General features: G+C 65.2%; 24 protein-coding genes, 1 tRNA gene and 1 riboswitch. Of the genes, 11 read left to right on the top strand and 14 right to left on the bottom strand.

Translation table 11 applies throughout. The features are described 5' to 3' along the window. Positions 1-51: 51 nt before the first annotated feature. The 3 genes from pimD to JEY66_RS03385 all read left to right on the top strand — a co-directional run bounded on the left by pimD (position 52) and on the right by JEY66_RS03385 (position 3,130). The gene (gene pimD, locus JEY66_RS03375; protein ID WP_016847568.1) at positions 52-1,197 is read left to right on the top strand and encodes a pimeloyl-CoA dehydrogenase small subunit; all 1,146 of its coding nucleotides are present in this window, start codon (positions 52-54) and stop codon (positions 1,195-1,197) included. A 153-nt stretch (positions 1,198-1,350) separates the two neighbouring features. Further along, on the top strand, positions 1,351-2,124 hold the full coding sequence (locus tag JEY66_RS03380) for an SDR family NAD(P)-dependent oxidoreductase (RefSeq protein WP_026191949.1): 774 nt from the start codon (positions 1,351-1,353) through the stop codon (positions 2,122-2,124). A gap of 181 nt (positions 2,125-2,305) precedes the next feature. After that, positions 2,306-3,130: an IS5 family transposase gene (locus tag JEY66_RS03385; protein WP_026191947.1), complete on the top strand. Its 825-nt coding sequence runs from the start codon at positions 2,306-2,308 to the stop codon at positions 3,128-3,130. A 205-nt stretch (positions 3,131-3,335) separates the two neighbouring features. Here the strand turns inward: JEY66_RS03385 and JEY66_RS03390 are convergent, their stop codons facing one another. Then, on the bottom strand, positions 3,336-4,529 hold the full coding sequence (locus JEY66_RS03390) for an O-succinylhomoserine sulfhydrylase (RefSeq protein WP_018269089.1): 1,194 nt from the start codon (positions 4,527-4,529) through the stop codon (positions 3,336-3,338). A 76-nt stretch (positions 4,530-4,605) separates the two neighbouring features. Then, positions 4,606-4,685: riboswitch (SAM riboswitch) on the bottom strand. A 134-nt stretch (positions 4,686-4,819) separates the two neighbouring features. Between JEY66_RS03390 and JEY66_RS03395 the strand changes: the two genes are divergently transcribed. The 3 genes from JEY66_RS03395 to JEY66_RS03405 all read left to right on the top strand — a co-directional run bounded on the left by JEY66_RS03395 (position 4,820) and on the right by JEY66_RS03405 (position 8,762). Continuing rightward, positions 4,820-5,926, top strand: coding sequence for a 2'-deoxycytidine 5'-triphosphate deaminase (locus JEY66_RS03395; RefSeq protein ID WP_026191948.1), 1,107 nt, complete (start codon positions 4,820-4,822; stop codon positions 5,924-5,926). 208 nt (positions 5,927-6,134) lie between these two features. Then, entirely contained in the window at positions 6,135-7,190 is a 1,056-nt protein-coding gene (locus JEY66_RS03400; protein ID WP_016842931.1) for a hypothetical protein, read from the top strand. A 129-nt stretch (positions 7,191-7,319) separates the two neighbouring features. Beyond that, on the top strand, positions 7,320-8,762 hold the full coding sequence (locus JEY66_RS03405) for an MATE family efflux transporter (protein ID WP_018269087.1): 1,443 nt from the start codon (positions 7,320-7,322) through the stop codon (positions 8,760-8,762). Between the two features lie 185 nt (positions 8,763-8,947). Here the strand turns inward: JEY66_RS03405 and JEY66_RS03410 are convergent, their stop codons facing one another. From JEY66_RS03410 to JEY66_RS03430, 5 genes are all read right to left on the bottom strand, one after another. Then, positions 8,948-9,364: an SRPBCC family protein gene (locus JEY66_RS03410; protein WP_016842929.1), complete on the bottom strand. Its 417-nt coding sequence runs from the start codon at positions 9,362-9,364 to the stop codon at positions 8,948-8,950. Between the two features lie 199 nt (positions 9,365-9,563). Beyond that, positions 9,564-10,388: an IS5 family transposase gene (locus JEY66_RS03415; protein WP_026191947.1), complete on the bottom strand. Its 825-nt coding sequence runs from the start codon at positions 10,386-10,388 to the stop codon at positions 9,564-9,566. Between the two features lie 112 nt (positions 10,389-10,500). Then, complete coding sequence (locus tag JEY66_RS03420; RefSeq protein ID WP_016843721.1) at positions 10,501-10,860, bottom strand: VOC family protein; 360 nt, start codon at positions 10,858-10,860, stop codon at positions 10,501-10,503. A 55-nt stretch (positions 10,861-10,915) separates the two neighbouring features. Further along, on the bottom strand, positions 10,916-11,755 hold the full coding sequence (locus JEY66_RS03425) for a helix-turn-helix transcriptional regulator (RefSeq protein ID WP_016843720.1): 840 nt from the start codon (positions 11,753-11,755) through the stop codon (positions 10,916-10,918). A gap of 9 nt (positions 11,756-11,764) precedes the next feature. Then, positions 11,765-12,343: a methylated-DNA--[protein]-cysteine S-methyltransferase gene (locus JEY66_RS03430; RefSeq protein WP_018269085.1), complete on the bottom strand. Its 579-nt coding sequence runs from the start codon at positions 12,341-12,343 to the stop codon at positions 11,765-11,767. 186 nt (positions 12,344-12,529) lie between these two features. Here JEY66_RS03430 and JEY66_RS03435 point away from each other — a divergent pair, with 186 nt between their 5' ends. From JEY66_RS03435 to JEY66_RS03445, 3 genes are all read left to right on the top strand, one after another. After that, positions 12,530-14,047, top strand: a complete 1,518-nt coding sequence (locus JEY66_RS03435) for a glycosyltransferase family protein (RefSeq protein ID WP_050999332.1) — start codon at positions 12,530-12,532, stop codon at positions 14,045-14,047. 109 nt (positions 14,048-14,156) lie between these two features. Further along, positions 14,157-14,230 (top strand) — tRNA-Gly (locus JEY66_RS03440). Between the two features lie 70 nt (positions 14,231-14,300). Beyond that, positions 14,301-14,552, top strand: a complete 252-nt coding sequence (locus JEY66_RS03445; RefSeq protein ID WP_026191946.1) for a DUF3551 domain-containing protein — start codon at positions 14,301-14,303, stop codon at positions 14,550-14,552. A 570-nt stretch (positions 14,553-15,122) separates the two neighbouring features. Here JEY66_RS03445 and JEY66_RS03450 read toward each other — a convergent pair. Then, the gene (locus JEY66_RS03450) at positions 15,123-16,142 is read right to left on the bottom strand and encodes an LLM class flavin-dependent oxidoreductase (protein WP_018269082.1); all 1,020 of its coding nucleotides are present in this window, start codon (positions 16,140-16,142) and stop codon (positions 15,123-15,125) included. A gap of 248 nt (positions 16,143-16,390) precedes the next feature. Here JEY66_RS03450 and JEY66_RS03455 point away from each other — a divergent pair, with 248 nt between their 5' ends. Together JEY66_RS03455 and JEY66_RS03460 are read left to right on the top strand one after the other, a co-directional pair. Next, positions 16,391-17,557 carry an NADH:flavin oxidoreductase/NADH oxidase gene (locus JEY66_RS03455; protein ID WP_016843714.1) on the top strand — a complete coding sequence of 389 codons (1,167 nt, stop codon included), beginning with the start codon at positions 16,391-16,393 and terminating at the stop codon, positions 17,555-17,557. Positions 17,558-17,593: 36 nt separating this feature from the next. Then, positions 17,594-18,523, top strand: coding sequence for a dihydrodipicolinate synthase family protein (locus JEY66_RS03460; protein WP_018269081.1), 930 nt, complete (start codon positions 17,594-17,596; stop codon positions 18,521-18,523). Between the two features lie 6 nt (positions 18,524-18,529). Here the strand turns inward: JEY66_RS03460 and JEY66_RS03465 are convergent, their stop codons facing one another. From JEY66_RS03465 to JEY66_RS03495, 7 genes are all read right to left on the bottom strand, one after another. Continuing rightward, positions 18,530-19,699, bottom strand: a complete 1,170-nt coding sequence (locus JEY66_RS03465) for a cytochrome P450 (RefSeq protein ID WP_016843712.1) — start codon at positions 19,697-19,699, stop codon at positions 18,530-18,532. A 109-nt stretch (positions 19,700-19,808) separates the two neighbouring features. Continuing rightward, complete coding sequence (locus JEY66_RS03470) at positions 19,809-20,606, bottom strand: helix-turn-helix transcriptional regulator (RefSeq protein WP_016843711.1); 798 nt, start codon at positions 20,604-20,606, stop codon at positions 19,809-19,811. Between the two features lie 164 nt (positions 20,607-20,770). Continuing rightward, entirely contained in the window at positions 20,771-21,133 is a 363-nt protein-coding gene (locus JEY66_RS03475) for a nuclear transport factor 2 family protein (protein ID WP_016843710.1), read from the bottom strand. Positions 21,134-21,227: 94 nt separating this feature from the next. Continuing rightward, on the bottom strand, positions 21,228-21,548 hold the full coding sequence (locus tag JEY66_RS03480; RefSeq protein WP_026191945.1) for a cupredoxin domain-containing protein: 321 nt from the start codon (positions 21,546-21,548) through the stop codon (positions 21,228-21,230). 11 nt (positions 21,549-21,559) lie between these two features. Then, positions 21,560-22,081, bottom strand: a complete 522-nt coding sequence (locus JEY66_RS03485; protein WP_016843708.1) for a DUF4142 domain-containing protein — start codon at positions 22,079-22,081, stop codon at positions 21,560-21,562. A 95-nt stretch (positions 22,082-22,176) separates the two neighbouring features. After that, positions 22,177-22,866: an RNA polymerase sigma factor gene (locus JEY66_RS03490; RefSeq protein ID WP_016843707.1), complete on the bottom strand. Its 690-nt coding sequence runs from the start codon at positions 22,864-22,866 to the stop codon at positions 22,177-22,179. A 94-nt stretch (positions 22,867-22,960) separates the two neighbouring features. Then, positions 22,961-23,869: a LysR family transcriptional regulator gene (locus JEY66_RS03495; protein ID WP_016843706.1), complete on the bottom strand. Its 909-nt coding sequence runs from the start codon at positions 23,867-23,869 to the stop codon at positions 22,961-22,963. Positions 23,870-23,918 lie beyond the last annotated feature (49 nt).

A 23,918-nucleotide genomic window follows, 5' to 3' on the forward strand; every position in this document is an offset into this window, starting at 1 on the left:
GACGAGTGGAGATCAGGGCAAGCGCCCGCGTGATTTTGGAGAGATGGTAAAATGGATTTTGATCTGTCCGAGGAGCAGCGCCTTCTCAAGGAAAGCGTCGACGGGTTGCTGGCGGATGCCTACGACTTCGATGCGCGCAAGAAGTACATGAAGGAGAAGGGCGGCTGGAGCAAAGCGCTCTGGGGCAAGCTCGCCGAGCAGGGCCTGCTTGGTCTGCCCTTCGCGGAGACCGACGGCGGCTTCGGCGCCGGCGCGGTCGAGACCATGATCGTGATGGAAGCGCTCGGCAAGGCGCTGGTGGTCGAGCCTTATCTGGCCACCGTCGTGGTCGCCGGCGGTTTCCTGCGCCATGGCGGCTCGGCCGAGCAGAAGGCCAAGTACATTCCCGGCATCATCGACGGCAGCAGGACCTTCGGCTTTGCCCAGCTCGAGAAGAATTCGCGCTACGATCTCTTCGACGTCGTGACCACGGCCAAGAAGAAGGGCGCCGGCTGGGTGATCGACGGCGAGAAGTTCGTCGTGCTCAACGGCGAGAACGCCGACACGCTGATCGTGACCGCGCGCACCAAGGGCGGCCAGCGCGACAAGACCGGCATCGGCGTGTTCCTGGTTCCGGCGGATGCCAAGGGCGTTACCAGGAAGGGCTATCCCACCCAGGACGGCCTGCACGCGGCCGACATCACCTTCACCAATGTCGAGGTCGGCGCTGACGCTGCGATCGGCGATCCCGAGAACGGCCTGCCCCTGATCGAGCGCGTCGCCGACGAAGCCCGCATTGCGCTGTGCGCGGAAGCCGTCGGCGCGATGGACGAGTCGCTGAAGGAGACCGTCGAGTACATCAAGACCCGCAAGCAGTTCGGCGTTGCGATCGGCTCGTTCCAGAGCCTGCAGCACCGTGCCGCCGACATGTTCGTGGCGCTGGAGCAGGCCCGCAGCATGTCGATGTTCGCCACCATGGCGTCGGACTTCGACGATGCCAAGGAGCGTTCGTCAGCGGTCGCAGCCGCCAAGGTGCAGGTCGGCAAGTCCTTGAAGTTCGTCGGCCAGCAGTCGATCCAGCTTCATGGCGGCATCGGCATGACCATGGAGGCCAAGATCGGCCACTACTTCAAGCGACTGACCATGATCGAGAACACGCTCGGCGACACCGACTACCACCTCCGTCGCGTCAGCGAGGGCGGCGGACTGCTGGCTTAAGCCGCGCGAGGTTGCATCCGCGCCAAGATCGTCATGCCCGGCCTCGTGCCGGGCATCCACGTCTTGGCGGCAAAGCAAGACGTGGATGGCCGGGACGAGCCCGGCCATGACGGACAAAAAGAGCAAGCCAAGAAAGAAGAGGGAGCGCTCGCAATGAAGAACACCCCGTTCGATCTCACCGGCCAGGTCGCGGTCATCACCGGCTCGAGCCGCGGCATCGGCCGCGCCTCGGCGGAGCTTCTGGCAAAACTCGGCGCCAAGGTCGTGATCTCCTCGCGCAAGGCGGATGCCTGCCAGGAAGTCGCCGACGGCATCAAGCAGGCGGGCGGCGATGCGCTCGTCATCGCCTGCAACATCGCGCGCCGCAACGAGGTCGAGGCGCTGGTCTCGGGCACGATCAAGCACTACGGCAAGATCGACATCCTGGTCTGCAATGCCGCGGTGAACCCGTATTACGGCCCGCTGCTCGACATCACGGACGAGGCCTTCGACAAGATCATGGGCTCGAACGTCAAGAGCAACATCTGGTTGTCCGCGCTGGCGATCCCGCAGATGGCCGAGCGCGGCAAGGGCTCGGTCGTGATCATCTCCTCGATCGGCGGCCTGCGCGGCTCGACCGTGATCGGCGCCTACGGCATCTCCAAGGCCGCCGACTTCGCGCTGTGCCGCAGCCTCGCCGGCGAGTGGGGCCCGAAGGGTGTGCGCGTCAACTGCGTGGCGCCCGGCCTGGTGAAGACCGACTTCGCCCGCGCGCTGTGGGAGGATCCGGATAATCTGAAGCGCCGCACCGCATCGACGCCGCTCCGCCGCATCGGCGAGCCCGACGAGATCGCCGGCGCCGTTGCCTATCTCGCCTCCGACGCCTCGACCTTCATGACCGGCCAGACCATCGTGGTCGACGGCGGCGTCACCACGGCGGCGACGTAAGGGCCGTTCCTTCGCCTCCCCCGCGCGCGAGGGCTATCGCATTTCGTGGCGGTGCCCTCGTGGCCATCCTTCGAGACGCCCGCCTTCGGCGGGCTCCTCAGAGCCTGCTTTAAAAAGAAAGTTGAGTGATTTCAGCCCGTTGTGATTCCTTCGTGTTTGCGAAGACTCGAGGGAGCACAACATGTGTTGGACCGAAATCACCCGACAACAATATCGACGCGACGGACTTCGTTATGCAAGCGACATGACGGATGCGGAGTGGGAACTGATCGAGCCGTTGATGCCTGCGCAATGCCGGCGCGGCCGTCCGCGCGAGATCAGCCTGCGCGTGATCATGAATGCAATTCTCTACATTGGAGCCAGCGGCTGCCAATGGCGCGCGCTGCCAAAGGACTTCCCACCATGCTCGACGGTTCAGTACTATTTTTACAAATGGCGCGGTTCTGGATTGTGGCGCAGGGTCAATGATGCCCTGGTCCGACGCATGCGCGAACGGCAAGGACGCAACCCCACTCCAACGGCTGGGATCATCGACAGCCAGAGCGTGAAGACCGCGGAAAATGGCGGTCCAAGCGGGTTTGACATGGCCAAGCGGGTCAAGGGACGCAAGCGTCATATCGTCACCGACACCGAGGGCTCCTTGCTGGCTGTGCAGGTGCATCCCGCCAACCTTCAAGACAATCACGGTGCAGTCCCGCTGTTGCGGCTCATCGGCCGCCTGTTCCCCAACCTGCGCCACATCTTCGCCGATCGCGTCTACCGTGGCCCTAAGCTGCTCGATGCCATCGCTGATTTGGGCCAATGGACGATTGAAATCGTCACCCGCTCGCAGAGCGTTGGAACGTTCAAGGCCGAGCCTCGACGTTGGGTCGTCGAGCGTACCTTTGCCTGGTTCGGCCGCAATCGACGACTTGCCAAAGACTTCGAGGCAACCATCGCCAGCGCGGAGGCTTGGGTTCTCATTGCAAGCATCCGCCTGCTCTCCCGCCGATTGGCCAGAGCATGAGATCTCAATGACTTGTTTTGAGTCAGACTCTCAGGATGAGGTCTTGTTTTGCGGCACAATAGTAGACCCTCATGGTGAGGAGCGCCGCTTGCGGCGCGTCTCGAACCACGAGGCCAAGCACTTGCGCGGTCGCCAAGGGGCATATGCGATAGCCCTGCCCGCAAGCGGGAGAGGGCGCCGAGCTCTCCAAGCCTATCTGTTCGCCCTAAACCCGCTCCAGCGCCCGCTCGAAATCCTCGATCAGGTCGTCGGGATGCTCGAGCCCGGCCGAGAAGCGAATGAAACCTTCGCTGATGCCGAGCTCGGCGCGGGCCTCCGGCGCCAGGCGCTGGTGCGTCGTGGTCGCGGGATGCGTGACCAGGCTCTTGGCATCGCCGAGATTGTTGGAGATGCGCGAGATCTTCAGCGCGTTGAGGCAGCGGAAGGCGCCGGCCTTGCCGTCCTTCACCTCGAAGCCGACCAGCGTCGAGCCGGCGCCCATCTGCTTCTTCACCGTCTCGGCCTGCGGATGATCGGGGCGCCCCGGATAGACCAGCCGCGTGATCTTCGGATGCCTGGCCAGCGCCTCGGCGATCTTCGCTGCGTTCTCGGTCTGGGCGCGGACGCGGACGCCGAGCGTCTCCAGTCCCTTCAGCAGCACCCAGGCGTTGAACGGCGACAGCGACGGACCGGTCTGGCGCATGAAATTATGGATGTGCTCGGCGATGAAGGCTTCCGACGACAGGATGACGCCGCCGAGGCAGCGGCCCTGGCCGTCGATATGCTTGGTCGCGGAATAGACCACGACGTCGGCGCCGAGCGACAGCGGGCTCTGCCAGATCGGCGTCGCGAACACATTGTCGACGATCAGCCGGGCGCCGCCGCTATGCGCTATCCTGGCGATCGCGCCGATGTCGAGCACGTCGAGCGTCGGATTGGTCGGGCTCTCCAGGAAGAAGGTCTTGGTGTTCGGCCGCAATGCGCGCTGCCACTGGTCGAGATCGAGGCCGTCGACCAGGGTCGTCTCGATGCCGTAGCGCGGCAACAGGTCCTGCACCACGTAGAGGCAGGAGCCGAACAGCGCCTTCGACGCCACCACGTGATCGCCGGCCTTCAGCGGCGCGAGGATCGCCGTGGTCACCGCGGCCATGCCGGTCGCGGTCGAGCGCGCGGCTTCCGCGCCCTCGAGCTCGATCATGCGGCGCTCGAACATCGCAATCGTCGGATTGGAATAGCGCGAATAGATGAAGCCGGGATCCTGGCCCTTGAAGCGCGCCTCGCATTGCTCGGCGGTGTCGTAGACGTAGCCCTGGGTGAGAAACAGCCCTTCCGACGTTTCCCCGAATTGCGAGCGCAGCGTGCCGCCATGGACGAGGCGGGTTTCGGGACGAAAGCGGGCGGTACCTTCAGATTCAGACATGTGACCTCCGAAGTGGCCATTTCTCCTGGAGAATGGCCACAAAAAAACCGGCCTGGAGCAACCTCCACAAGCCGGGATCACACTGTCCCCGGCCTGTTTAGCGACTTATTTAACGTGGCTGCAAGCCGGCCGGCTCAAATCACCACGGGATAAGTGCAGCTGATATTCCCTCGCGCCCTTTCCGTCAAGACGGTCATCGGATAACCCGTAAAAGCCCATATTTTGGGGCTTGATGGCCGCCTGGAGTATGATTTTTGGGCCATCTCGAGGGATCGCCGAGGGACCGCGCCGTGTCGTTCACGCTGGAAGAAGAATCCAACGGAATTCTGCCCGACCGCATGATCGCGGAGATGGCGGAGGCCGGCCTCATTCTGCCCGCCTACGACTTCGTCGAGAGCCAGATCCAGCCAGCCAGCCTCGATCTGCGCCTTGGCGACATCGCCTACCGGGTCCGCGCCAGCTTCCTGCCGGGACCCGATGCCACCGTCGCCGAGCGGATCGACCAGCTGAAGCTGCACGAGATCGATCTGTCCGACGGCGCGGTGCTGGAGACCAACTGCGTCTACATCGTGCCGCTGCTGGAGAGCCTGGCGCTGCCGCCGGAGATCGTCGCCGCGGCCAACCCGAAGAGCTCGACCGGACGGCTCGACGTCTTCACCCGCGTGATCGCCGACGGCACCCGCCGCTTCGACATGATCGGCGCCGGCTATCACGGCCCGCTCTACGCCGAGATCAGCCCGAAGACGTTTCCCGTGCTGCTGCGCGAGGGGTCGCGGCTCAGCCAGGTCCGCTTCCGGATCGGCGAGGCGACGCTCTCCGCCGACGAGCTCGATGTGCTGCATGCCGCCGAGCGGCTGGTCGATATCGACGATGCCGATCTCACCCATGGCGTCGCGCTTTCCGTCGATCTCTCCGGCGAGAGCTCGGGCGGCTTCGTCGGCTATCGCGCCAAGCGCCACACCGGCGTGGTCGATGTCGATCGCCGCGGCGGTTATGCGGTCGACGATTTCTGGGAGCCGATCAAGGCCCGGCCCGACGGCAGCCTCATTCTCGATCCCGGCGAGTTCTACATCCTGGCTTCGAAAGAGGCGGTGCAGGTGCCGCCGGACTACGCCGCGGAGATGGTGCCGTTCGATCCGCTGGTCGGCGAATTCCGCGTCCACTATGCCGGCTTCTTCGATCCCGGTTTCGGCTATGCCGGCGCCGGCGGCAAGGGCGCGCGCGCCGTGCTCGAAGTGCGCTCGCGCGAGGTGCCGTTCATTCTCGAGCATGGCCAGATCGTCGGCCGCCTCGTCTATGAACGGATGCTCGAGCGCCCCGACGCGCTGTACGGTCAGCGCATCGGCTCGAACTATCAGGCGCAGGGCCTGAAGCTCTCCAAGCATTTTCGCGTGTAATTCCGCGAGTCGGACTTTGCGTCATTCTCCGCTGTCATTCCCCGCGAAAGCGGGGAATCCAGTACGCCGCGGCCCCTCCATCGACAACGACTGTCTCTGGAATACTGGATCGCCCGATCAAGTCGGGCGATGACACTGCGCTTGGGTTTGGTTGCGTCGTCATGCTGACGATGACACACTCCACCAAAATAAGAGATCGGGAGTAAACATGAGCGCCGCAACAGATTCAGCGCAGCAAGAAGCGCAGTGGCAGAAATGGCGCAGCGTCGCCGATCTCTATCACGCCTTCTTCACCGGGCTGATCCTCACCGTCGTCACGCGGCGCGGCACGGCTGATGCAGCGGAATTCGTCTTCCGCGTGTTTCGCCGCCAGCAGCAGGAACGCTTTCTCCCCGGCTTGAAGAAGCTCGGCCTCGACGGCCTGCCGCCGGCGGTCGCGGCCGCGCAGTATCATTACCTCTCCAACTGGATCGGCGGCGTGCATGTCGAATACATGCACGAGACCGACCGCAAGGCCTGGATCCGCTATCCGCCGCCGCGCTGGATCTGGAAGGGCACGGCGATCTGCGGCGTGCCCGGCGAAGTCTCGCGCGCGATGCTGCGCGGCTGGCACGCCAACAACGGCGTCGCGCTCGGGGATTTGCGGCTCGGCTTCGTCTGCACCAAGCAGAGCGTCGACGGCCAGGACGGGCTCGAGGGCTATTACTGCGAGTACGATCATCCGCTCGAGCTCGACCAGCGCCTCGTGTTCGCGCGCCATCTCGAGGCGCCGCTATTCGATCCGAACACCGCGCCGGCGCTGCCGGTCGACAGCTGGCCGAGGCCGCGGCTGGAGAAGGCCTATCGCAACTACGCGATGGAATATGTGAAGACGGCCGCGCCGGTCATCGTGCAGGTGTTCGGCCCGGAGGATGCGAGCTATCTGCTGCATCTCACCGGCAGACTGATCGGCATGCAATATTACGACGAGGTCGCGCAGGCGCTCGGCGGCAGCCGTGGCCGCGCCACGGAATTTGCCGCATTCCTGCGCACTCTCTTCGAGTCGCAGGACGATGTCGCTGACATCACCGAGTCCGAGGGCCAGTTCGAGATCCGCCAGCAGGGCTGGAAGCTGATGGCCGATGTCGCCGACTATCATCCGGCCTGCGCCAGCGTGCTGACGGGCCTGTTCGAAGGGCTGGCCGCCGGCTGCGGGCGGCATATTCCGGTGCATCTGAAGCCGAATGGTGCCGCCGGCGCACCGTACGTGTGGTCGATCGGCTAGCGCCAAGGTTCATCCGGGTTCACCTGCAATCGCGCAGGCCCCCCTTGCGTCCCGCGCACGTGGATTCCGCCATTGCCATGGTAGGGAAACACCATGGCGCGGCTCCCCAGATCGCGCGTGGGAGTAGAAATGTCCGATCTCGGCCTCGCCGAAATACCTGTCGACGAACAAGAGCGGCCGCTGCCGCCGCCGGTGACCAAGCCGGCGCGCAATGCGCTGCTCGACGGGCCGATCCTGCGCACGTTGCTCTGGCTGGCGTGGCCGAATGTGATCGCGCTCTCCGCCGGCACCTGCGTCGTCATCGCGGAGACTTCGTATATCGGCCGGCTCGGCGTCGAGTCGCTTGCGGCGATGGCGCTGGTGTTTCCCTGCGTGATCCTCACCATGACGATGTCCGGCGGCGCGATGGGCGGCGGCGTCGCATCCGCGATCGCGCGCGCGCTCGGCGCCGGCGAGATCGAGCGGGCTTCGACACTGGCCATGCATGCGCTGCTGATCGGATTGACGTTTGGTGCCACCTTCATGCTGGGCATGCTGACCTTCGGTCCGCGCCTGCTCGAACTGCTCGGCGGCCGCGGCAATGTGCTGGCGCAGGCGATCGCCTATTCGCAGGTGTTCTTCGGCGGCGCGATCCTGCCCTGGCTGATGAACACCATGGCCGGCATCCTGCGCGGCACCGGCAACATGAAGCTGCCGTCGACCATGATCCTGTCGTCGGCGGTGTGGCAGATCATTCTCGGCGGCACGCTCGGGCTCGGTCTCGGTCCGGTGCCGCAATTCGGCATGCGTGGCGTCGCCGCAGGTTCGCTGATCGCCTATTCGATCAGCATCAGCGTGATGGGCTGGTATCTGTTCTCGGGCCGCGCCCGCGTGAGGCCGAAGCTCAAGGGGCTGCGCGTGCAATGGGCGATGTTCATCGACATCCTCAAGGTCGGTGCCATCTCCTGCTTCTCGCCGCTGCAATCGGTGCTGACGATCTCGATCTTCACCCACATGCTGGCGCAGTTCGGCACCGCGGTGCTCGCCGGCTACGGCATCGGCGCACGGCTCGAATTCATGCTGACCTCGGTCGCCTTCGCGGTCGGCATCGCCTCGGTGCCGATGATCGGCATGGCGGTCGGCGCCGAGCGCGTCGCGCGGGCCCGGCGCATCGCCTGGACCGCAGGCACGGTGTCGTTCCTTGCGGTCGGCGTCGTCGGCAGCTTCATCGCCGTCTTCCCCGACCTCTGGGTCAATCTGTTCACCAGTGATCCGCACGTGCGGGCGACCAGCCATCAATATCTCTCGACCGCCGCGCCGATGTACGCGTTCATCGGCCTTGCGATGTCGATGTATTTCTCCTCGCAGGGCGCCGCGAAGGTGCTGGGTCCGGTGCTGGCGCAGACCGCGCGGCTGATCTTCATCGGCGCCGGCGGCTGGTGGCTGTCGACGCATGAGGCGAGCGCGCAGAACTTCTTCGCACTCGCCGCCGCCTCGATGGGCGTGCTCGGCGTGCTGTCCTGCCTCAGCGTGATCCTGACGCGCTGGGGCAAATCAGCGCCGGTCGCCGAGGCGCAGCCGGCGCTGTCGTAGCATTTCTCAATCCGTCATCCTGAGGAGCGGCCTCTTGGCCGCGTCTCGAAGGATCGACGGCCCCGATGCTTCGGCGTCCGCTTCTGGAAACAGCCGGGCTGTCGCCCTTCGAGACGGCCGCTTCGCGGCCTCCTCAGGGTGACGGTCACGGTTTAAATGCGCGGCCGGTCGCGCAACGTTGCGGATCACGCCGCGCTCTTCTCCCTGGCCGACTTGGCCATCGCCGCCTGCATCGCCGCCGCGCCGAGGTCCATCTGCGCGTCCATGTAGGGCGCGACCTCGTGCGGCAGCACGTCGGCGATCCACACCACGCGGCAGCGCGCGTCGCCCTCGGCGAACACCTGCACCGAGGCGGAATGCTGCTTCAACCGCTCGCTGGTGATCGCATAGACCAGCCGCTTTCGGTTGTCGTCGCAATCGACCAGCGTCTCGCGCGCCACCGTGCCGTTGGCGAAAGTGACAGTGCGGACGTCGCCGTCCAGTTGCGTGTCGGTCACGAAGCCCGGCACCAGCCGCGTATGCAGCGCGCCGAAATCGCGCAACGCGTCCCAGACATGATCTGCCGGCGCGTCGATCGGGATGTCCTTGTGAATGGAAGCCATCTTTGTAACCTTTCGGGTGGTTGTCATTCCCGCGCAAAGACTTCGCCTTTGTCGCTGGAGGTGCGAGCGGCGCGATGCCCCGGCATCGCGTTCCTGAGCGAGCCTCGAAGGATGACCGGATCTCGCTCGGGGCCATCCTTCGAGACGCCGCGCGTTGCGCGGCTCCTCAGAGTCTGACTCAAAACAAGTCATTGAGATCTCATGCTCTGGCCAATCGGCGGGAGAGCAGGCGGATGCTTGCAATGAGAACCCAAGCCTCCGCGCTGGCGATGGTTGCCTCGAAGTCTTTGGCAAGTCGTCGATTGCGGCCGAACCAGGCAAAGGTACGCTCGACGACCCAACGTCGAGGCTCGGCCTTGAACGTTCCAACGCTCTGCGAGCGGGTGACGATTTCAATCGTCCATTGGCCCAAATCAGCGATGGCATCGAGCAGCTTAGGGCCACGGTAGACGCGATCGGCGAAGATGTGGCGCAGGTTGGGGAACAGGCGGCCGATGAGCCGCAACAGCGGGACTGCACCGTGATTGTCTTGAAGGTTGGCGGGATGCACCTGCACAGCCAGCAAGGAGCCCTCGGTGTCGGTGACGATATGACGCTTGCGTCCCTTGACCCGCTTGGCCATGTCAAACCCGCTTGGACCGCCATTTTCCGCGGTCTTCACGCTCTGGCTGTCGATGATCCCAGCCGTTGGAGTGGGGTTGCGTCCTTGCCGTTCGCGCATGCGTCGGACCAGGGCATCATTGACCCTGCGCCACAATCCAGAACCGCGCCATTTGTAAAAATAGTACTGAACCGTCGAGCATGGTGGGAAGTCCTTTGGCAGCGCGCGCCATTGGCAGCCGCTGGCTCCAATGTAGAGAATTGCATTCATGATCACGCGCAGGCTGATCTCGCGCGGACGGCCGCGCCGGCATTGCGCAGGCATCAACGGCTCGATCAGTTCCCACTCCGCATCCGTCATGTCGCTTGCATAACGAAGTCCGTCGCGTCGATATTGTTGTCGGGTGATTTCGGTCCAACACATGTTGTGCTCCCTCGAGTCTTCGCAAACACGAAGGAATCACAACGGGCTGAAATCACTCAACTTTCTTTTTAAAGCAGGCTCTCAGGATGACGTTGGAATGCGCGGCTCTTTGTCAGGTCGACACCGCCTCGACATTGTTGCCGTCGGGGTCGAGCAGGAACGCCGCGTAATAGGTCGGGCTGTAATCCTTGCGATGGCCCGCCGCGCCATTGTCCTTGCCGCCGGCTTTCAGGCCTTCGGTATGGAATGTCTTGATCGCGTCATGGCTCGGGGCACGGAACGCAACGTGCGCGCCGCCTTGGGCCTTGCCCTTGTGCAAATGCAGCCAGAGCGCGGGCTCGCCCTTCGGGCCGAAACCGGCGCCGCTGTCGTCGCGCGAGCAGAGCACGAAGCCGAGCGGCGCCAGCACCGCGGTGTAGAAGCGCACGCTGGCGTCGAGGTCGGCAACGCGCAATCCGATATGATCGTACATGAGGAATCTCCAGTCGTTGGGCGCATCGAAAGACGCGCGGACTGGAGCAGCCTAGCTATTGCAGCGCGAGACGTTCTTGGAAAATCTTGCGGTCGCCGCGCGAGGCCTGGCGGAACTTCAGCGGCGAGGCGCCGGCGGCGCGGTGGAAGCTGCGCACGAAATTGGACAGGTCGCCGAAACCGACGTCATAGGCGATGTCGGTGATCGGGCTGTCGTCATCCGCGAGCCGCCGCGCCGCATGGCGCAGCCGCGAGCGCACGAGATATTGATGCGGGGTGACGCCGAGCACCGCGGAAAACAGCCGCAGGAAATGGAAGGTGCTCAAGCCGGCTTGCTCCGCGGCATCGTCGAGGTCGATCTGATGATGTGAATTGGCGTCGATCCACAGCGCGGCCTCGACGGCGCGGCGGCGATCGCGCAAGCCTGCGGTGAGGGGCTTTGCCTTGCGGTCGGACACCAACTCGACAAGGCGGCTGGTGAGGAGGTGGCCGATCTCGTCGAGGCCGACGTCGCTGTTGCCATCTGCCGCCGTTTGCGCGAGCTCGCCGATCACCATCAGTTCCGACAGCGGCGGCACCGAGCCGACCTGCCAGACCGTCGCGCGGTCGCCGATGGTCTCGACCAGCTCCGGGTCCAGGAAGAACGACAGGCATTCGTCGCCGACCACGTGGTCGTGCGTGCAGGTGTATTCATCGCCGGGATGGCCGACCAGGATCGAGCCTGCCACCAGCTCATGGAAGCGGCCGCGGCAATGGCAGCCGAAGCTGCCGCTGCGCACATAGGACACCGAGTGGGAGGCGAACTGCTCGGCGAACGGCTTGTCGCCGGGTTCCGCCGTGCAGCGGAACTCGTTCACCGTGATGCGATCGCGCTGCAGCAGCGTGGTTCGGACCATACTCGGGATTTAAGCTTGCGGCCGGAGTCGTGCAACGGGCAGCAGCACATCAAAAAGGGTCTTGCTGGTGGTCGGCTGGGCGCCCTCGATCGAGAGCAGCCGCCGCTTCGAGATGCTGCCGCCGTTCGGCGAGATCCGGTCGGCATAATGGCCCGCCTCGAGCACGCGGTGGCAGGGCACCATGATCATGAAGGGATTGCGGCCGAGCGCCTGTGCCACCGAATAGACCGCACCGGACGCCCGCAAGGCGCTCGCCACCTCGTCATAGGTTCGGGTTTCGCCGCGGGGAATGGTGCGGACAAACTGGTAGACGCGCGCGTTGAACGCCGGGATGCCGCTCATGTCGAGCGCAACACCGGCAAGGTCCTCAATGCCGCCGCGCAAGGTCGCGGCGATGCCCTCGATCGCGACAGCGATCTCCTCGGGAGGCCGCATCTCGCGTGCATCCGGATAAAGCTTGAATAGCCGCTTGCGGGTCTCGATCTCGCGCAGCTCGGGAAGCTGCACGCCGGCCACGCCGAGCTCACCCCACGCGATACCGCATCGGCCGATCGCCGGGTCGAAAATGGTATACCCACGCCCCGCCATGACGCCACCAGCCCCCATGCGCGCGATCTTAACATCGTCGCCGGCGTGCGCATCTTGAATCTTGACGTTTAGCTAACCATGTCGCGGCCCCCTCTGTGTGACCTCGCCAATTTATCAGTCACGCATCTTAAAGGCTTTGCCCGCTATCTGGTCGTCAGCATGCTGCTCCACGGTACGATCGGAACGATGACCAGCACCGGCGCGGATATCGCGCGCGGCGGCACCGCCGCGGCCGGGACATCGGCCGGGCGTCGACATCCGCTGTTCGCATTGCTGTTGCTGGCCTTGGTCCCGCGCCTTGCGGCCGCGCTCTGGCCCAACGTGATGTATCCCGACGAGATCTTTCAATATCTCGAGCCGGCGTGGCGGATGCTCGGCCATGACGGCATTTTGACGTGGGAGTGGCGCGAAGGCATTCGCGGCTGGTTCCTGCCGACATTGCTGGCCGGGCCGGTCGCGGTGGGCCGCTTGATTGCGCCGGGCGGCGAGGGCGCTTTCCTGGTGCCGCGCCTGGTCGCCGCAACGGCGTCGCTGTCGATCGTGGTCAGCGCCTGGTACTTCGGTGCACGCATCTCGCGAACCCATGCCATCGTCGCGGCGTTCGCGGCTGCGGTCTGGTTCGAGTTGATCCTGCTCGCGCCGCACACATTGGGCGAGCCGCTGGCGACGGCGCTCATCGTACCGGCGGCGCTGCTGGTGACCGGTCGTCCGTCGCCGCGGCATCTCGCGATCGGCGGCGCGTTGCTCGCTTTCGCCTTTGTCTGTCGCTTTCAGTACGCGCCGGCCATCGCCATGCTTGCCCTCGGCGCCTGCTGGATGCGTTGGCGAAGCCTGATTCCGCTGATCGCGGGCGGTCTCGCCGCGCTGGTGCTCACCGCCGCGATCGACCTTGCGCATGGCGCCGTGCCGTTCGCCTGGCTGATCGGCAACATCAAGGAAAACCTGCTGCACGATCGCGCGACCGAGTTCGGCGTGACGCCGGCTTCGGCCTATCTCGTCAACTTCCTGATCGTGTGGTCGGCGGCGATCGTGTTGCCGCTCGCTGCGATCTGGCGCGGCGCGCGCCATGCGCCGCTGCTGCTGGCCGTGGCGCTGGTCAACCTCGTCTTCCATAGCCTGATCGCGCACAAGGAATACCGCTTCGTCTTCCTGTCGGTTGTGCTGTTCATCATCGTCGCGGCGCTGGGATCGGCCGATTGGGTGCAATGGCTGCGCGCAAAACCCGGTTGGCGACGCTGGGCGTTGCCGATCGTCACCGGCGGCTGGGCCTTGCTCTCGGTGACGCTCGCCGGCGCCAGCGAGGGGATGCGCGACTACTGGACGCGCGGTGTCGGCGCGGCGCGGCTTGCCGCCGACCTGCGCAGCGATCCGCAGATGTGCGGCCTCGCACTTTACAATGTCCGTTTCCAGCTGTTGCCGGGGCGGGAACGATTGGTCGGCCCAGTGCCGCTCTATGCGCTCGAGCCCGCCGATCCGCTCGCCGAGCTGATCCTGCCGCCGCTGTTGCAGGCGACCAGGCCGGCCTTCAACCGCATCCTCGCGCGGCCCGCGGCGGCCGGTGATCTGCCGGCGGATTATTCAAGGCAAAGCTGTGCCCGCGTCGGCATCGCCGAGGCCTGCATCTATGCACGAAGCGGCAGCTGCGACGCATCCGCCGCCGCGGCTTTTGTCATCAATGACGTGCTCGTGAGGATGGGCCACTAGCGGGGGCGGTGCGGCGATCGGCTCCAATGCGCGCTTGATCCGCTGCCTCCGCCCGGGCTATGGTCCGGCCGGTCGTGGCCGTCAGGGGCGACCTCAAGCAATTGAGATCGCGGGCGTAGTTCAATGGTAGAACGGCAGCTTCCCAAGCTGCATACGAGGGTTCGATTCCCTTCGCCCGCTCCAGCCTTCAGGCGAATGTCGCGGGACAGGTTGTCGGCAAGGCAATGTATTTGACGACAGCAGGAGACGTGACGTGAGGTTGCTTGGAGCGCTGCTGCTTGCGCTGGGTGTGCTTTGGATGACAAGGCCGGCATCCGCGCAAATGTATGATCCGCGCTATCCCGTCTGCATGCATGTTTACGGTGAGTTGGTCGGCGAACGCATGGACTGCATCTTCACGTCGCTGGATCAGTGCCAGGCCGGCGCTGTGGGGCTGCCGGCGACCTGTCTGGTGAACCCCTATTATGCGCCGAGGTCGGCGCGTCCTTACCGGCCTGAACGATGACCTTTCCGCTCGTATCGGCGAGCGTCATTTGAGATCAGTGCATGGCATGGTGGTACTTCGCGCTCTTTGCGATCGTTCTGGTCGGATGTTGTGCATTGGTGGTCCGCGCCCGTCGCGGCAGCAATACGCGAGAAGACGAGGAGCTGAACCGGCGGATTGACGAGCGCGTCGATCGGCTCGATCTCCCCCGGCGCAATCGCGACAGGGATTCCTGACCCGGGCGATCCGCAGACGGCCTTCGCCATTATCCCGGGATATTACGGCGATCTGTTCACGCAACGTGCGCGCCTAACGAACCGTACTCGACCTGTTCTTCTCACAACGCGCAGTTATGTTTCCGTAGTTCTCCGCGTTTGAGAACGAAGTTCCACCGGAACGATGTCGCGGGTTCCGGCATTGGTCGAACAGAGCCGACCGACCTCCGGCGAGAACGGTCGGTTCAAGCCCGCGCCGGGCCGTTTCCCTCTCAACAGCCCCCTAGAAGACGGTCGGCGCGGGTCCTTATCCCGGTTCTGCCCGATGTGACGAGCCTGCGCGCCGGTCGAGTATCGCTGACGTTGCGCGATGGATTCAGCGCCAGCCCAAAGCGGGCGCGATCTGGGTCAGGATCGTCTCGATCACATGCGCGTTGTAGGCGACGCCGAGCTGATTGGGGACGGTCAGGAGCAAGGTATCGGCCTCCGCGATCGCCTCATCGGTCTTGAGCTGCTCGATCAGCCTGTCCGGCTCGGCGGCGTAGCCGCGGCCGAAGATCGCGCGCGTCCTCTCGTCGATGAAGCCGATCTGGTCTTCCTCCTGCCCGTTGCCGAAATAGGCGCGGTCGCGATCGTCGACCAGCGCGAAGATGCTGCGGCTCACCGAGACCCGCGGCTCGCGCGTGTGCCCGGCCTCCTTCCAGGCGGCGCGATAGGCCCGGATCTGGGCCGCCTGCTGGATGTGGAAAGCCTCTCCGGTCTCGTCGCTCTTCAGCGTCGAGCTCTGCAGGTTCATCCCGAGCTTCGCCGCCCACACCGCGGTGGCGTTCGAGCCGGCGCCCCACCAGATGCGCTCGCGCAGGCCTTCCGAGAGCGGTTCGAGCCGCAGCAGTCCGGGAGGATTGGGAAACATCGGCCGTGGATTGGGCTGCGCAAATCCCTGGCCGCGCAGCATGTCGAGGAAGATCTCGGCGTGACGCCGGCCCATGTCGGCGTCGGTCTCGCCCTCGCCGGGCTGATAGCCGAAATAGCGCCAGCCATCGATCACCTGCTCGGGCGAGCCGCGGCTGATGCCGAGTTGCAGGCGTCCCCTCGCGATCAGGTCGGCCGCGCCGGCGTCCTCGATCATGTAGAGCGGATTTTCGTAGCGCATGTCGATCACGGCGGTGCCGATTTCGATCCGGCTGGTCCTGGCGCCGACCGCCGCCAGCAGCGGGAACGGCGAGGCCAGTTGGCGGGCGAAGTGATGGACGCGAAAATACGCGCCGTCCGCGCCGAGTTCTTCGGCGGCGACCGCGAGGTCGATGGATTGCAGCAGCACATCCGCGGCTGAGCGGGCCTGCGACTGCGGCGAGGGCGTCCAGTGCCCGAACGAAAGGAATCCGATCTTCTTCATGCCGGCAATGTAGGGATGTCCGCGACGAATTGCGATCCGCGATGTGACCCCAAGGATGACCGAAAGTGTTTACCAGCCGGGAGATTTTTCTGCGGCAGATGTTGCGGGTTTTGCAGATCGCGCCGTTGCGCGAGTGCTGCATGCGTGCAGGTCTTGCCGCCTGCGCCGCGGCATGACTTGCGATCTCGGGGCGCGCCGCCTAGCTTTCCGCCACGATTTCTCCCGCCAACACCTTCCCGCAGGTCCCGATGTCGCAGCCGCTTCTGTTTCAGCCGATCACGCTTCGCGGCGTGACCTCCCGAAACCGCATCCTGATCTCGCCGATGTGCCAGTATTCGGCAACCGACGGCTTGGCCAATGATTGGCATCTCGTGCATCTCGGCAAGTTCGCTCAGGGCGGTGCCGGGCTCGTGATGGTCGAGGCCGCGGCGGTGACCGCGGAGGGCCGCATCACCCATGGCGATGTCGGCATCTGGAACGACGAGCAGATCGCGCCGCTCGAGCGGATCGCCGCCTTCCTCAAGGACAATGGCGCGGTGCCCTCGATCCAGCTTGCGCATGCCGGCCGCAAGGCCAGCATGCAGCGTCCCTGGTACGGCAATGCCGCTCTCGATGCGGCCGATCGCGCCCGCGGCGATTTGCCGTGGCGGACGGTGGCGCCGAGCGCGGTCCCGATGGAGGAAGGCTGGTTGATGCCGCACGCGCTCGATATGGCCGAGCTCGCCGCGCTGCGCGAGCAATGGCGGCGCGCCACCTTGCGCGCGGTGGAGGCCGGCTTCGAATTCGTCGAGGTGCATTGCGCGCATGGCTATCTGCTGCACGAATTCCTCTCGCCATTGTCGAACCGCCGCACCGACGCCTATGGCGGCGATCGCGCCGGGCGGATGCGCTATCCGCTCGAGATCATCGAGACCGTGCGCGCGGCCTGGCCGGCGGAGCGGCCGCTGTCGGTGCGGATCTCCTCGGTCGACGGTATCGACGGCGGCCTGACGCTCGAGGACCAGGTCGCGTTCGCCCGCGAAGCCAGGGCGCGCGGCGTCGATTTGATCGATTGCTCGTCGGGCGGCCTGCTCGGCTCGGCGACCGCGGCGCGGATTCCGCGCGGCTACGGCTTTCAGGTGCCCTATGCCGATGAGATCCGCCGCGCCGCCGACATTGCGACCATCGCGGTCGGCCTCATCCTGCACCCGCAGCAGGCCGAAGACGTTCTCGCCAAAGGCCATGCCGATCTGGTCGCGATCGGCCGCGAGGCGCTGTTCGATCCGAACTGGCCGCTGCATGCCGAGCTTGCGCTTGGCACTGGAGGCGGCGAGGTGTTCGCGTCCTGGCCGAAGCAGTACGGTTGGTGGCTGGAGCGGCGCGAGCCGGGCCTGCGCCGGCTCGATGGCCCGCCGCTGCCGTTCCGCCAGAGCTGACAAGAAAATCCGACAACAACCTGGGAGGTCGTTATCATGACAGCAGTCGCAAAGCGCCCCTATCGCGGCGTCTTCCCCGTGGCGCCGACCATCTTTGACGCCAATGGCAATCTCGACCTCGACGGACAACGGCGCTGCGTCGACTTCATGATCGACGCCGGCTCCCACGGCATCTGCATCCTCGCCAATTTCTCCGAACAGTTCGTGCTGACCGACGCCGAGCGCGAGACCGTGATGCATGCGGTGCTCGAGCATGTCGCCGGCCGCATTCCCGTCATCGTCACCACGACACATTTCTCCTCGGCGGTCTGTGCGGCGCGCAGCCGTCAGGCGGAAACCGCCGGGGCTGCCATGGTGATGATCATGCCGCCCTATCACGGCGCCACCTTCCGCGTCGGCGAGCCGGGCATCCATGAATTTTATCGGGTCGTGTCGGATGCCATCAACATCCCGATCATGATCCAGGACGCGCCGGTCGCGGGCACGCCACTCTCGGTCGACTTCCTGGCACGGATGGCAAAGGAGCTCGCCAACATCAGATACTTCAAGATCGAGGTGCCGATGGCCGCGAACAAGCTGCGCGGTCTGATCGAGAAGGGCGGCGCCGAGATCGAGGGGCCGTGGGACGGCGAGGAGGCGATCACGCTGATGGCCGATCTCGATGCCGGCGCCACCGGTGCGATGACCGGCGGCGGCTATCCCGACGGCATCCGCCAGATCATCGATCCGTTCTTCGCCGGCCGGCGCGACGAGGCGGTGCAGACCTATGCGCGCTGGCTGCCGCTGATCAATTACGAGAATCGGCAATGCGGGCTGCAGGCCTGCAAGGTGCTGATGCGCGAAGGCGGCGTCATCAAGTCCGATGCGGTGCGCCACCCGCTGCAACCGCTGCATCCGGCAACGCGCGCGGGCCTGATCGAGATCGCGCGCACGCTCGATCCGGTGGTGCTGCGCTGGGGACGCTAACGGCGATTAGGCGTCCCACGTCACCGGCAGATCCAGCAGGCCGCGGAACGCCCAGCCGCCGATCCGCGCCGGCTTGTGCTCGATCAGGCGCAGATTCGTCAGCCGGTTGAAGATCGCGGGCAGCGCGACGTCGGCGACCATGGCGCGCGAGGCCCAGGCGCCGGCGCAGAAATGGGGGCCGGCACCGAACGCGATGCTCTTGCCGGCGTCGCGGCGCACGTCGAACGCGTCGGGCCGGTCGAAATGCTTCTCATCGCGGTTCGCCGAGCCGAACATCAGGAACACGCGCTCATTGGTCTCGAACGCGACGTCCCTGATCGTCCACGGCTTTGCGATCCGCCGCGGCGACATCCCGATCGGCGAGATCCAGCGCGCATATTCCTCGAACACCTGCAGCCACGGGATCGTGCCGCTCGTCGCCAGCGCCAGCTGGTCGGGATGGGTCAGCAGCGCCCATACCGTGCCGGCGATCGCATCGCGCGGCTCGTTCTGGCCGCCCGAGATCGCAAGCTTGATATTGGCGCGCACGCTCTCCATCGGCATGTCGGTCTGCAGCATCACGCCGAGCAGGCTGAGGTCGGGCGTCTTGCGCAGCCTGGGGACCATGTCGTCGATCGCGGCATCGATCCCGGAGGTTGCAGCATGGCAGCGCGCCTCGATCGCGGGATCGCCGACATAATTGGCGATACCGTCGATCATGCCCTGCGACCACGCATTCATGTCCTGGAAGCGCATATTGGTGAGGCCGGTGATCGACTTCAGGCATTCGGCCGAGAATGGCAGCGCGAAGGCCTGCACGAAATCGACCACGCCGTCCGGCTTCAGCTCATCGAGGATGCGCGTCGCGTGTGCTGCGAACTGCGCGGTCCAGTGCGATCTGACGGTCTTGGGCGAGATCGCCGGAAAGATCGCCTTGCGCTCGTTCATGTGCGCATCGCCGTCCTTGCGCATCATGTTGTGGCCCATCAGTTTGTTCATCAGCCCCTCGGGCTGGTGCGACGAGAACACGTCGATCTGCTTTTCCGAGATGAAGATGTCGTCGCGGCTGCACAGCAGCGTGCTGCCGAGCTGCGGCACGAAGGCGATCGGCGCCTCCTTGCGCATGCGCTTCAGCGCCGGATAGGGATCCTGCCAGAAGGCGGGGACGTCGATGTCGAAATGGGGCGCGGTGCTCACGACGTGATCTCGGTTTGGCCTCAGGTTTGCGAGCCGAGCATAGGCCGGCGGGCGCGGCCCGTCTGTCCCCAGCGCTGGGGACAGCTAGAGACCACCGCCCGGAGCGCGCTCAGTTCAGCTGGCGCGCCGAGGCCATCAGGCGCAGCGCGATCGCGAACAGCTCGTTCTGCGAGGAGATGCCGAGCTTGTCATAGGCACGCTTGCGATAGGTGAGGGCGGAGTGCAGCCCGATGCCGAGCTCCGCGGCGATCGCTTCCGAGCTGAGACCGGAGAGGATGCGCAGGCAGACCTCCTTCTCGCGCCCGGTCAGCCTGGCGAGCGGCTCGGCGGTTGCAAACAGGATCTTCAACCGCTCGATCGGATCAACATCCGCTGCCGGGTCGGGCTGGAAATGCCGCGCCACCGCCGCCGTCAGCGCCGGCGCGACCGCGGCCAGGCGCGCGATCTGCTCGCGGCTGAAGCGGCCTTGCGCGGTGATCTGGTAGAAGTTGACATAGAAGCAGGTGTCGCCGGTCCAGATCGCGGAAGCGAACTTGTCGACAATGTCGGAGTCGTCGAAGAAGATCTTGCGGTAGCCGTCGCTGTACATGCGGCGGGCAAAGTTCGGCAGCACGATCGGCGCGGCCTGCATCCGCCCCTCGAACACCGCATCGCGGTTCGGGTCGGCCTGATGGAAATGTTCGGAATAGGCGATCCCGAGGTCGCGCCCGGTCGGGATGTTGCCGACATCCAGCAGGCACGCGGCGGTCCGCGGGCCGGTGAACGAGAACACCATGCAATGACCGACACCGGCGACGCGGCGGAGCGCGCCGATCAGGGCCTCTGGAAAGGTGTGGCGGCCGATCGCCAGCAGCGCCGGCGTGATGTCGCTGACGACAGAAGTCTTGAAGGCGTAATCTGCCTTCATGGCGTCCTCCCTGTGTTTCGGGAAGACTAGAGCCTTTTCCGTTCCGATGGAATCGGAACGGGGCTCTCGATTCCTTGTTTTTGACGCGTTTTCTTGACGCGAACCGGTACCCACTTCGCTCGAATACGCTCCGGCAGCGACATCGCCGGCGTGGAAGCGGCGCCTCAGGCGCCCGGCACCTGGTCGAGGAAGCCGGTGATGCTCCTGATCCGGCCGTCCTTCAGCGTGGCGAAGTCGGTGCCCTTGATCGGGCTGTCGACGCCGTCAGGGCCGAGGCCCCAGGAGAACCGGACATGGTCGCCGAAGCCGTTCGGCTCCCCGATCAGCTTGAAGCTGAAGTCCGGAAACTTCTGCTGCACGCCCGCGATCAGCGCGTCGACGCCCTCATGGCCGTCGCCGCTCATCAGCGGATCGATATAGCGCGCATCGGCGGTCCAGTTCTCGCTCAGCATCTCGCGGCGCCGGCTCGGCGTCCGCTCGTTCCAGAGATCGATATAGCGGCGGGCGATGGTGGCATGGTCGGTCATGGTGCTCTCCTTCGATAGTGCCGGACTGTGCGGCGGTCCGGACTATCGAAGGTTCGCGCGCGCCGATCGATTACCTCGGAGGTCATCGCGCAGGCTATGGTGCGATCGTCAGCACCGCCTTCATGTTGGGATGGTAGCGGCAGTAATAGTCGACCGTGCCGGCCTTGGTCAGAACCGACTTGACCGTCTTCTTCGGCGCGATGGTCACGTCGAAGTCGCCGTTCTTCGCGGTGGCGGTGTGGGCGAACACGTCCTTGTTGACCCATTCGATGGTGTCGCCGGCCTTGGCCGACACCTCGGCCGGCGAGATCACCAGGTTTTCCATCACGATCTGGATGGTGGCCGCATGCGCCGGGACGGCCATCGCGCCGAGCGCGAGCAAGGCCAGCGTTGCGAGACAGCGTCCTGACAACATCACGCGCCTCCTCACTTCAGGCCGGCCGCGACGTGTTCGGCATGCTGCTGGTGGCCCTGGAAGATCTTCAGGCCGGTCTGCAGCAGGCTCTTCAGCTCGGGATTGCTGGCCGAGGGAATCAGCTGCGTCTCCAGCGCGGTGTTGACGGCCTTGTGGTAGGCGACCTCGTTGTCGATATAGGCCTTGTCGTAGGCGGCGCCCTTCAGCTTGCCGAGCTCGGCGAGCTTGTCGGCCGCCTGCTTCGAGAGCGCCTTGCTGGTGTCGTTGTCTTCCGGCGTCACTTTCAGCTTCTTGACGAGGTCGAGCGCCTGCTTGTTCACCGCCTCGTGGTCGCGCGCCATGTCCTTGGCGAACGCCTTGATCTCCTTGTTGGAAGCCTTCTCTTCCGCCTGCTTGGCGGCATTGATGTCGATCACACCTGCCGTATAGGCGATATGTGCGATCTGCGGATCGGTCGGCTTTGCGCCCTGCGCCAGCGCAGCGCAGTTGAGAAGGCTGAGCGCGGCGACCGCGATACTCAATCGAACGAACATGGTTTGAAACTCCTGTTGAGCCGGGCGTAGCGCGCGGCGCGTCGTTGCTTGCACAGGAGTTGGATGGCGCGGACGAGCAGAGGTTCCCGAAAAATTCAGGCCGTGGCGCGGAGCCGTTTCAGAACCGCCTCGGTCAATCGCTCGCAGCGCTTGCCCGCGAAGGGAAAGGCCTCCATGACGACGGGGCCGATCTTCCGCTCGACATTGTCGCGCAGCATGGTGCGGGCGCGGTGCAGGCGGGTCTTCACGGTTTCCGGCTTGAGGCCGAGGATCTCAGCGGTCTCCTCGACATTCATGCCCTCGATCACGCGGGTGATGAAGACGAGGCGGAACGCCTCGGGCAGCTCGTCGATCGCGTGCTCGACGACGTGCTGGATCTCACGCTGGGCCATGGATTTTTCCGGATCGTCTGTTGACGACAGGGGGAACTGGATGATCTGGGCTTCAGGAGCACCTTTCGGCAGATCGGACCATTCGACGCTGCTGTGCCTGCGGCGCAGGCGGCCGAGCGCCTCGTTCATTGCGATCCGCGACAGCCAGGTCGAAAGGCTGGACTCGCCGCGGAACTGGTCGAGATGGGTAAAGGCGCGCACATAGGCGTCCTGAACCACGTCCTCGGCCTCGTGGTCGTTGCGCAGGATGCCGCGCGCCAGCCGGAACAGCCGGCGATTATTCGCCTGCATGATGGCGCGGATTGCGGCCTCGTCGCGGGCGAGCGCGCGTTGCACGAGCTCGGCATCGCCCGAGCTGGTCGGCGGCAGGGACGTTACATGGGCCTGGCGCATGGCGGGATCGCCCTCACTGTTGGCGGAATAATACCATTGGATGCCAACCGGCCGTACAGGTTCCCCGGAAAGTGGCGATCGGCCAAAAAGACCGCTACGGCCTGATATAGGCCTCCGGATCGCCGCGCGCATGCGCCTCCATCGCGTCGAGGAAGCAGCGCACCTTCGCCGGGACAAATTGCCGCGCCGGCAACAGCGCGTGCACGTTGAGCGGTTCGCAGGCGTGATCGGGCAGCAGCCGCCGCAACTGCCCGGCCGCGACGGCGGCGCGGGTGTAGCTGGCGGTGACCCGAAGCACGCCATGGCCGGCGAGCGCTGCCTGCAGGCGGACATGGGCATTCGAACTGGTCAGGCGCGCGCGGTCGACCGCAAGATGCTCGACCGCGCCGCCGGGGGCGGTGATCGCCCATGGCGGGTCGCTGGGACCGGTCAACAGCGGCAGCTTTCGCAGATCATCCAGCGTGCGTGGTTCGCCGAATTTCTCCAGCAGCGCGGGGGCTGCGAACAGGCCGCGCTCGAGCGTGAAGACGCGGCGGATCACGATGCCGGCCGACGGCAGCGGCGCCTCCAGCATCGCAAACACGATGTCGTAGTTCTCGGCGATCGGGTTGACGATGTCATGCTCGACATCGATCCGGATCGCGAGTTCGGGGTAGCGGCCCATCACCGCGCAGGCGACCGGCCCCGCGTGATGCGCGCCGAATTCATAAGGCGCCTTGATCCGCAGCGTGCCCGCGACCGCGCTCGACATCGCCAGCGCCTCGCTGTGGGTGTCGTGCAGCGCGGCGAACAGCGGGCGCACCTTGCGATAGATGGTCTCGCCGGAATCGGTCAGCCGCAGGTGGCGGGTGGTGCGCTCGATCAACCGCAGCCCGAGATTTGCTTCGAGACGCTGCACCGCAGCACTGAGGCTCGATTTGGGATGTCCAAGCACGCGCGCGGCCGCCGTGAAGCCGCCATGCTCGACAACCTCGCAAAACAGCTCCCAGTCGCGCCACTCCATGGCCGATTGTCCATCCACCGGTACAGTGTGTCCAGCCAAATCGGATTAT

This window comes from Bradyrhizobium elkanii USDA 76 (assembly GCF_023278185.1).
Lineage (GTDB): Bacteria > Pseudomonadota > Alphaproteobacteria > Rhizobiales > Xanthobacteraceae > Bradyrhizobium > Bradyrhizobium elkanii.